Origin of the sequence: Vibrio sp. Isolate22 (genome assembly GCF_022398115.1) — a bacterium.
Taxonomy (GTDB): domain Bacteria; phylum Pseudomonadota; class Gammaproteobacteria; order Enterobacterales; family Vibrionaceae; genus Vibrio.
In genome coordinates, this window is record NZ_JAKEUW010000094.1 from 1 (window position 1) to 9,575 (window position 9,575).

Genomic DNA, 9,575 nt, shown 5'->3' on the forward strand with positions numbered 1-9,575 from the left:
TATCGAGATCTCATAACTGCTTATAATCTCAAGCAAAGTATGAGTAGGAAAGGAAACTGCTGGGACAATGCTTGTGTTGAGAGTTTCTTCCATTCTATGAAAGTGGAAGCGATCCAATATGAGCCGATTATGACGAGAGAGCAGATGCGCCAAACGATCTTCGAGTACATAGAGGTTGATTATAATCGAACGAGAAGGCACAGTGCTCTTGGGTATCTAAGCCCAGTTAACTTTGAACAACAAAATGTCTCTTAATGAAGTGTCCAGTCTGGCTGGAGCAGATCACTTGTCCTTATTCACGTTCGGTATCGCGGTCGCGCCAGGTTTATTAATCCATATATTTTTACCATAAGTCTTCATTCTCATTCAGCCCCTTCATAGTCGTGAAGGGGTAACAATCCAAATCCCTCCTTTACAATGAATTCCATGAGAAAAACTTTAATCTTCAAAAATAGGCTTGTTAATTTCAAAAATTGCTCTCGACCTTATTTAACCTATCCCAATGAAATTGCGTTTGGAGTTGAAGAGCACTATGAACAAGTTAATCAAAATTCTTATTAGTTGTTCACTAACAGTTATAGGGACTGCTGCTGTTGCGAAATCAGTGTACATCATCGGTTCCATAACGAGTGTGCCGCCAAAAGTAGAGTTTACTTACCCTAATGAAATCTATCGTGGCGTGAAAGAGTATTCAGCCTTAGCTAAAGAAGCCGCAGCATCTGGTTGTAGATTAGAAACAGTGCGAGAAGAAGCGTATACGTCTGACAGTAGCAATCTAAAGTGTTTCTTCGAATGGACAGGTGATACCGACCCGAGCTGGAATGCGAATGGATTAGCGCTCGATGGTCGACCTACCGCAGCTGCAGGAGAGCATTACCGTTCATATCGCATTTCTTACTTCAATGGTATTGAGAAAGAACGCATCACATTGATTGAAGACAGCGTGGCCTACACTATCCTTGAACCCGTTCCGCCTGTGATTGTAAATGTCACCACGGACACTACTTCAGCTCAATATCAAGGCTTGAGCTTCATTACGCACGATAAGAATGAAAAACTTCGCAAAATTACCGTTGAGGTCGAGCCTCGTCCATTTGATCAGGTGGTGGCCTTAACTCAGTTTGGTGAATCGTGTGAGGTGCCTGAAGGCCAAGATTCATGTGTGGTCGCCATTTCTGCCTTTCATCTATCTGGTGACGATTCACTGACAGGGCAACTTACCACAGCATTAAAAGTCTCGGATAAATACGATGTCGTATCAGCCCCGAACAGTCAGATCCAATACGCGTGGGATTACAGACCACCCGTTATTGAGCAGTATGCTGTCAAAGCTGTCGGAGATACCACTAGCAATGATATTTCGATTGATGTTGGTGGAGAAACGGTGGTTGTCCAAAACAATGAAGCTGTCGTCGTTCTCAGTTCGCCGCACAGTACCGATACAGCAAATAAGTGGTGGTTACCATCCAAGGTTAGTTTGAGCTTTGAAGAGCATACAGATCATGTCGGTGTATCCGATTTCGTTACGTTAGAGGGTAGGGATATAGGCGATTTATTCAGAAATGAACACGTTACCTATACCGAGAAGACAGTAGACAGCTTTGGTATCCCTCAACAGATTGGCAACAAGTTTGTCTATCGAATTCCGCTCAGTTCAGTGGTAGATGGATTTTATCAAGGCAACATAAAAGCCTTAGATAGATTTGCAAACAGAGGTGACAAGGAAGTGACTGCAATGCAGTTAGACCGTTTACCTCCTGAGATTCGTCTGTACAACAATGACACGCTCTTTAGTACTGGTGATGAAATCAACTTCATGGAGCATATGATTTTCACCGTGCAAGATGAAACCAGTATTGAGAATGAAATCACTGATATTTTGCTTGATGGCGTTCCCGTTGAGCATATTGGTGAATTCAAGATGGCTCGTGCGATCAAAATGGAAACCCCATGGGAGTCCAATACGGTTCATAAAGTCATTGTGCGTGGTAAGGACGGGAACAACAACGTAGTTCAAAGAGAGTATTCCATTTCATTCTTACCTTTAGACTTCGAATACGACAACATCAGTGATCGCAAAGTGGCACTTGTGCAGAACCAAGACATCACATTCGCACAAACGAAAGGTCGAGCTTGTAGAATGTTCAAGTCAGAGCATGAGGCGGTACAAGGGATCAAAAACCCGACTCAAATGACTTGTTCAGTGAACTGGACAGTCATCCCTCAAGGTTTGGAAGAAGCATGGGATACTGCGAGCCCTGAACTGATTGGTGTATTTGAAAATACGGGTCCTGCGACAGTGGAAGCTGAGATTTATATCCATGACTCTGAAGGCCGAAAAAACTTAATCAAAGTCGACGATACAAGCCTAATCGTTCATACCCCAGATACTCCAGAGATCATCTTCGACGACGACGGTATGTTTGAAGATAGCATATATGCGGTTGAGATGGGGCAATCTAGAATCGGGAGATATCGAGTTAAATCAGCGGCGTCGCCTATTTACATTACGCTCCTTAAAAATGGTGAAACCTTAGAAAGCCAATACATCAAACAGTCGAACCGATACACCGAGCACACTATCACTAAGGTAATCACAGACAGAAACAGTGCAAACCACCGAGATTTGTGGCAGATGGATGATTATGCCGTTCAAGTTCATTACGCCCGTTTACCAGAGCAAGTGATTGAGAGTGCGGTGAAGACTTATGCGGTTCCTTCTACACGAGCAAGGCTCAAGGTTGAGCAAACTTCTCGTGAAACGTCCACCGTTGACACATTCAAGGTTAAATCGAAATTTGGGCTGTATAGTAGCTTTTACCGAGATGTCGTATACAAATCTGAAGAGCTTGGTGATTGGTCTGTTCGAATTGCTGTCATGGACAAAGAGAAGAACCTACATGGCCTGACGGATTGGCAAGATATGAACGAATCAGGTATGAATGACTTTGATGTAAACTTCTCATCAGATGACATCGGTGACCTTCGATTCTATGCACAAGCGAAACTAAAATCGCCAAATGAAAATTATGTTTCAATGGTTCGCTCTCAACGCGGGACATTGAAAATCATGAAAGGAACGGCAATCGAAGGTGAACTGCGTACACTGCGTATAACGGGTTCTGTACCGATGAATGCCGCTATTCAATATCAACATCTTACCCGTGATGACAAAGACGCCTCTGGTGAAGTGTCATGGTACATATCGGAAGACAATGGCAGTACGTGGAATCTATATGGAGAACCTGGTAAGCGCTTTTCTTTCAGTACCGCAGTAGAAGGTATTTGGTTGGTGAAAGGTCATGTTCCAAATCGCTTCACAGGGGAGATAGCAGAAACGGACGTCGTACAAATCATGGCGTACCGAGTGCCACAAACTGAACTAGTTGGGGCAGCAAACCTGATCACCGGTATGACAAGAACGTACACTCTTCTTGATCAAGGTGAAGAGGCGGATGCCGGTAATATGCTCATCAAATGGTCTATTGATGGTGGAGTCACGTTCACTGAAGGTGGCAGTACACTCGAATACACTGCAACAGGTGAAGGCAGTAACAAGATTATCGCAAAAGCGGCGTATCTTGGTTATGAAACCGATGAACAGAGCTGGGCAACAGAATATCGCTCAGTACGTTCTCAGCGAGCCAAACCTGTTCGAGTCAGAGTGAAAGGGGATACCGATGTTGAAACCACCGATACGTTAACTTTGGTTGGAGATGTCGATACACCGTATTCCAATATGGACTCCAAACTTGAAATTGAATGGGTAAGACCAGACGGAACCATTGTCGATTCGAATGTTGTGGACTTTACCCCAACGAATGATGATTTGGATCGAGCTGACTTTCATACATTCACACTGCGTGCGTGGGTTAAAGATGCTAAGGCGTTAACGTATGCGGAATTCGATCATAAGGTTCGTGTATGGGAGTATCAGTTCCCACAATTCGACGTGGCGTACAAACAGCGTGTGCTCGTTGCACCTTCAGTGATTGAAATCTGGTTACGACGTCCAATTGGCGCGAATTTACGCGAGTACTATTTGTATGAGTGGAACGGACAAGGCCGACTGGAGCTGACGAAAGATTACGGACATCGAGCGCGATTTACCGCAAAACAACCGGGCATATACCCGATCTCGGTGACGGTAGAAGATGATCGCGGTAACTACGACACCTTTACTGAATATGTGGAGGTATTGGAACCTGAGCCGATCACTGTGGATTTAACTGCACGGTATAGTAACAGTTACCAACGTTCGCCACTTGATGTTAATGTCCGTCCGACAATTCGAGGTGGTCACCCATCAGACCGAGTGGCAGACTATCAATGGTATGTCGATGGTGAGTTACAACCTGAGCTAGAGAAGTCATCAGCGAATATTGAGAACCTATTAACTGGTGATCATGAATTGAAATTGAAAATTCTCACCAACTACGGTCAGGAAGCGGAAGCCATCATTCCAATTGAAGTGGTGCCAAACCAACCACCGACGTGCTCTATCGATTATCGTATGTACTCGAAGACCGCCCGTATCGAAGCAAAATGTAAAGACTTAGATGGTAAAATGGTCAAATACGATTGGACAGTTGGTGATAACGTGCGTCGCAATATCGGTAAACGGATTTCAGAGTTAAGACAACCGGGCGAATCAGAGTTAGTGACGGTTGTTGGCTATGATGATTCTGGAGATACCGCCACAGCACAAATGGTCGTGCGTTGGTAAGACTATGACCGAGATATAAGAACGTCCTTGTGTCGTTATTGGTGCATTTAGACTCTTCCGTTTAAATGCACCTTTTTATTGGATGGGTGTAGCTAGGTTGTCCACGTTTTCATTGAATGAAATACAATACAAGCACTGAACTGTTGCCCCATCCAAGTCATCTTCATCAAACAAACTGTCATCAGACAACCATTCGTCTTGCATCGCCTCTGTTATCTCTTTGGCCATAAACACAGCAAGGGTGGCGTTAGGGTGTTCTGAAGCAAGGTAAGCCTTAATATGATGCTCTAGCATAGGTTCAATGGAGTGAAGCCATAGGGATTCATTGCTTGAATGAGCCATAGTTATAGCAAGTCGAGCTTGAGTCATTGCAGACGGGCAGCGATAGGCTTGTAAATTCAGTTCCATAGCAAAGTAGAGGAGAAGATCTTCTTTTCGGCTTTTTTCTGCTTGTTCAAACTCTTGGGTATCAAACATCTCTTGCAGTAAGTTAAAGATTTTTCTGTGTGAACCAACCAGCTCTCTTATTTTGTCTGATTGTTCAAATTCATCGTTGGCAGGAATGCGGCCGAGTTCAAAGCAGGTATTCCAAAAGTCATTAAACAAGTCTTGATGTTGAATAATAAGCAGTTTGGCTTTGTTTTTGGCTTCAATAGGCTCTGGTGACGTCAGTTGCTGCCATTTATGGTGGCGTTTGTATTTACTCTGCAGGTACCGTTGCTCTTCCAATTTGTCTTTGAAGATATAGAAAATACCAGGCGCGACGGTAATGGCGTCTTCTTGTAGGCTTCTCTCTATGTACGCTTTGATCTCTGATTGCGCATAGTATTTTTGGAATGTGTTACGAGAGGTGATGACACCATCCTTATAAGGTTTGAACTGAGCAATGTAGTTTTCGTTAGCCAGCATGACAGAAACCACCAGAAGCTTGTCTGCTAGCTCCCATGCGCCTAGTAGGGCATCGAGTCTTTCATCTCGATCTTCTATTACGTTAAGAACAAACCCTATGTTTACGATATCAGAATTGGATTTTTCGTTGTCGGGTTGAAAGTTCGGATCCCAACCCAGAGCGTCGAGGCCATGTGCTTCGAGCTCTCTTAAATCGTCTCCGCGACCGCAGCCGTAATCGAAAATAGAGTGCTCGCCTTTTAAGTAACCATGTTTAACGAGAGTCTTCATTGGTGCAGAGAGTTCATGGCGCACGATGGCCGTTCTGTGCCTATCAATCCCAGCCTCTTCTTGCGTTGTCACAGAGGAACATCGGAATAGTCGACCATCGACAAGCTCGTAACCATGGCGTGCGATTAGGTTTTCCCAAGAACGTTTAAAACCAATCAAACGGCTGTTTTCGTACAGGCCTGCATTCTCGCCTTCTTGTGTGAGTGAAACGAAGTGTTCGTAATATTCACTTGTTGGCAAAACCATGGTTTATTTTCGATGTAAGATCGGCGGGTTTTCAGATTCGCTATAACCTGTGATTTTGTGGCTTAGCTTAGAGAGGTCGACATTGAGGCTTTGTTCTAATGCGGGATAGGAATCAGTATAAAAATCAGGGTAATGAAGAAGAGATAAGCGGAACTCTTTTTTAAACAGCTTAACGAGGTTCCAGTCTTCTTCATGTAAGTTAACGGCTTTTGCTACGGCAGGAATGAACTGTGTTAATACTTTAGGCAATGCGCTGAATGAGTCTTTATGAAGATAAATAGCATCGGGAAGTTGTTTTCCAACTTTTATTTGAGAGGTAAGTTCAGCAAATAGCTCTTCGTTCATTCCTATTCCTTAGGTGTTTTTGAAGATTATAAATCATCAAACAAAGCCTGTGTGGCGTCGCCTTTTGCACTTTTTGTGTTTACGCGAAGCCCATCACTTCGGTGTTGTCGGATTAGGGCGTATTTTGAATTATCAGCCCCAACGCTAATATGCAGAGGTTTATCTTTACCATAAAAATAGAGACGGTCGAACTCGAAATGCGTACAGATAAATCGAGCTACCTCATCCATACGTTGGCTGTTATGACCAAGAAAGCGACTTCCTTAACAGGATAAACTTGATTGATGTGCGAACGGGTATCTTTCACTTGTTTAAGTTGCTCAGTGGTAATCATGTGCGAATTTCTCATGTTTTTTTACTTCATGATCAGATCGTGATTATCTAAAAAAGTTCCCTGTAAAATAAAATCCTTATTTTCAGTGGTTAAAGTTCGTTCCCGCCCTTACATTGTGATTAAGTTTTTGATGTCAGGTTATTTAACGAATGAATATCGTAGTTTCTACGGTTAGCTACCTATTTAAAGGCGAGGGTTCATCATTATCTTGGCATGGCTTTTTGGCCACCAGCCACTCAAACGAATTTACAAAACACTCACAGAAATTCAGAGACATTGAAGAAGGTTAACGGTAATATGTGATCCTAATCACACTTATTGTATAATGTTAGACTTGCTTTAAGACGATATCCCTTTGATTTTCACTAAACTATCCCTAGAACCGCTCTGAATCGCTTCCTAAAGCGTAATGATGGTTTGGGTTAAATCTGCGATGTCATTATTGCAACTGTTGCACTAAGCGTCATATGCGCAGCATATGGGTGTGTGTGGTTAGATTTTAATCATTATGGGCTGATTGTTAGCAATGTTGAATGGTTGTAATCTGGTCTTGGACATGGATAATTCCGGTCCCGTGAAATGAGCTAGGTTTATCACCTCTCTATAATTACTCCTATAATGTTTTTGAGGTCACAATGAAGAAGAGGCTAATTATGAGTGCAAGTATTCTTGCTGCGCTCGGTGGCAATGCCAGTGCGTCGATGGGCGATACTGTTGCTAAAGCTATGGATCTTCGTCTAGAGACAATTGAGTGTAAAGATAACCAACGCCATGTTTCGGCTGAAAGCTTAGAAATGGCTATGTCTATCATTGCAAAACTCAACACTCAAACTAAACAGCTTAGAGAAGTTTACAGTGAGATTGAGCAATCAGAAGTACCTGAGAGCTATTTTGATAAAGTAACTATTGATGAGCTGGTGGTCGCAGACGGTTATATCCGTGGTTTTGAGATGATTCTTAAAGCGCAACACGAAAGCCTAAGTCGTCGCGTAATGGCGTCTGAGCAACCAGCGGTTGAAACAGCAAAACAAATTCGTAAGGCTACAGCGAAGCTACGCCGTGTCGTTGGTGATTTAATGTCGATTGAACGCCAACTCCAAGTGGCTTCGATTGGTAAATATGAGACTAGCTTTGAGATGACTTCTGATAAAGTTGCAAAACTCAAAGCGGCGACACAAGCGACTGTCTCTAATTATCACTAGGGGAACGCATGAAAAACGTCACCCCATCCCCTCGTTTTGAACAAGAAATCAAAGCACAAGGCTTCAATGACGTTGAGGCTTTGTGCAAAGATATCGCCCTTCACTTAACTTACGACGATGACCTATCGGTTCAATATCTTGGCCGTGTAGCAAGTCTAGCCTATCCGACTGACGCTGATGATGCAGGTTTGGCGCATATACACTTGTGGGACCCGAGCAGTCCATGGTTTGACAGCGGCAAACAAGCCAAATGGAATAAAGCACGACGTCAATTCGATAAAACGAGTGACACTTGCATTGTGTATTCTAGTCACTGGGAAAATGAAGACGATATCCTTTTACTCGGTGTTGCAACCCCTTGCCACTCTGATAAAGCTAAGGGTAAATCTTCTAAGCTTTACGACAACAATTTCATGGATTACTTCATCAAGGAAGGGTTAAAGTTTAACGACCTATAAACCCTGCCAGCTTAGCTTCAGCTGGCATCAATTCTATTTGGTAGACCACCAACCCCTCGTGTTCATTGAACAACAAAGAGCGCACCCCTTGTTAGTTATACTTCGATTTTAATTGCGGGATTTCTACCATTATATTACTGGTGCCTATTTCGCCACCTTTTGCCGACACTGGAATGATGATCTGTTCATCTCCGTTTCCGAAATCGACGCTTAATAACTTAGATTCACCTGGTCCTATCTCAAATCCATCAACAGATATTGGTAGGGTAGACTGACTGCCCACAGTGATATAGTAATCATGCAACCCCGAGGCCATTTGACCTCCTTCGACTGTCATAGGGTTAAAAATCACCGCAGTGACAGGGGTATTCGTGTTCGTTGTATATAACACGGAATCCACAGGCAAAGTTACCAGTGTCCCCAGCTCAATGATGTTTTCTGGTACGTATTTAAAACGACTGGTCGCGATGGCTTGATTTCCGAGCTCATCTCTCACGGCGACGGTTAGTGAGTACCATTCGTTTTCTATCAATGTCGGGAACACTCTTGGTGTTTCGACGGCATACTTGTCCAAAGCCACATCAATCAGCTTCAATTCGAATTCATCTTTTACAGCTTCTCCTGTGTGAGTAGAATAAAGTTTCATACCAAGTAATAGAGATTCATACTAAGTATTAAAGTGTCATACTATAAGGCGGCGTTCTCCAATCGGTACGCTGCCTTTTTTGATTACGGATCTTATGGCTCTAAGAAAGTTCTGCCCCGAAATCACTTAGATCAAATACTCTACAAAATTCAGGGGCGTGCGTTTTACCTACCAAATCGGCGTTGTTGATTAAATCAGTTGGAACCTTTTCTCAGTCCTGCGATCTGATCCCATGTAGTAGAAGCATGGTGTTGTTATGGGTAAGTCGAAGAAGAAGATAGCGAACTGGAGTGAGTATAATGAAGCCTTGTGCAAGCGAGGCTCAGTAACGTTTTGGATTGACGACTCAGCCGTTGAAGCATGGCAATGTAAAAGTCACCATGGTAAACGAGGTAGAGGCTTTCAATTTTCTGATACTGCTATTGAAACAGCTTTGATG

General features: G+C 43.3%; 6 protein-coding genes and 2 pseudogenes. 5 read left to right on the forward strand and 3 right to left on the reverse strand.

Features of this window, described 5'->3' with window-relative positions:
* Positions 1-255 (forward strand): IS3 family transposase (locus L1D55_RS25905; protein WP_239919374.1); only part of this gene is annotated, 255 nt, incomplete at its 5' end.
* A gap of 277 nt (positions 256-532) precedes the next feature.
* Positions 533-4,726 carry a hypothetical protein gene (locus L1D55_RS25910; RefSeq protein WP_239919375.1) on the forward strand — a complete coding sequence of 1,398 codons (4,194 nt, stop codon included), beginning with the start codon at positions 533-535 and terminating at the stop codon, positions 4,724-4,726.
* Between the two features lie 405 nt (positions 4,727-5,131).
* Here the strand turns inward: L1D55_RS25910 and L1D55_RS25915 are convergent.
* Both L1D55_RS25915 and L1D55_RS27750 read right to left on the reverse strand, forming a co-directional pair.
* Positions 5,132-6,496: pseudogene (locus tag L1D55_RS25915) on the reverse strand (DNA phosphorothioation-associated putative methyltransferase); the annotation flags it as partial.
* A 26-nt stretch (positions 6,497-6,522) separates the two neighbouring features.
* Positions 6,523-6,732: pseudogene (locus L1D55_RS27750) on the reverse strand (hypothetical protein); the annotation flags it as partial.
* A 751-nt stretch (positions 6,733-7,483) separates the two neighbouring features.
* Between L1D55_RS27750 and L1D55_RS25920 the strand changes: the two are divergent.
* Together L1D55_RS25920 and L1D55_RS25925 are read left to right on the forward strand one after the other, a co-directional pair.
* Positions 7,484-8,032, forward strand: a complete 549-nt coding sequence (locus L1D55_RS25920) for a hypothetical protein (protein ID WP_239919377.1) — start codon at positions 7,484-7,486, stop codon at positions 8,030-8,032.
* Between the two features lie 8 nt (positions 8,033-8,040).
* The gene (locus L1D55_RS25925; protein ID WP_081230290.1) at positions 8,041-8,490 is read left to right on the forward strand and encodes a type II toxin-antitoxin system YafO family toxin; all 450 of its coding nucleotides are present in this window, start codon (positions 8,041-8,043) and stop codon (positions 8,488-8,490) included.
* A 91-nt stretch (positions 8,491-8,581) separates the two neighbouring features.
* On the opposite strand, the gene L1D55_RS25930 is transcribed toward L1D55_RS25925, so the two are convergent.
* A complete protein-coding gene (locus tag L1D55_RS25930) occupies positions 8,582-9,136 on the reverse strand; it encodes an Ig-like domain-containing protein (protein WP_239919378.1) in 555 nt (184 codons plus the stop codon).
* Positions 9,137-9,392: 256 nt separating this feature from the next.
* On the opposite strand from L1D55_RS25930, the gene L1D55_RS25935 reads away from it, so the two are divergent.
* Positions 9,393-9,575, forward strand: a 183-nt coding sequence (locus tag L1D55_RS25935; RefSeq protein WP_239919379.1) for a transposase, incomplete at its 3' end; no start/stop codon positions are given.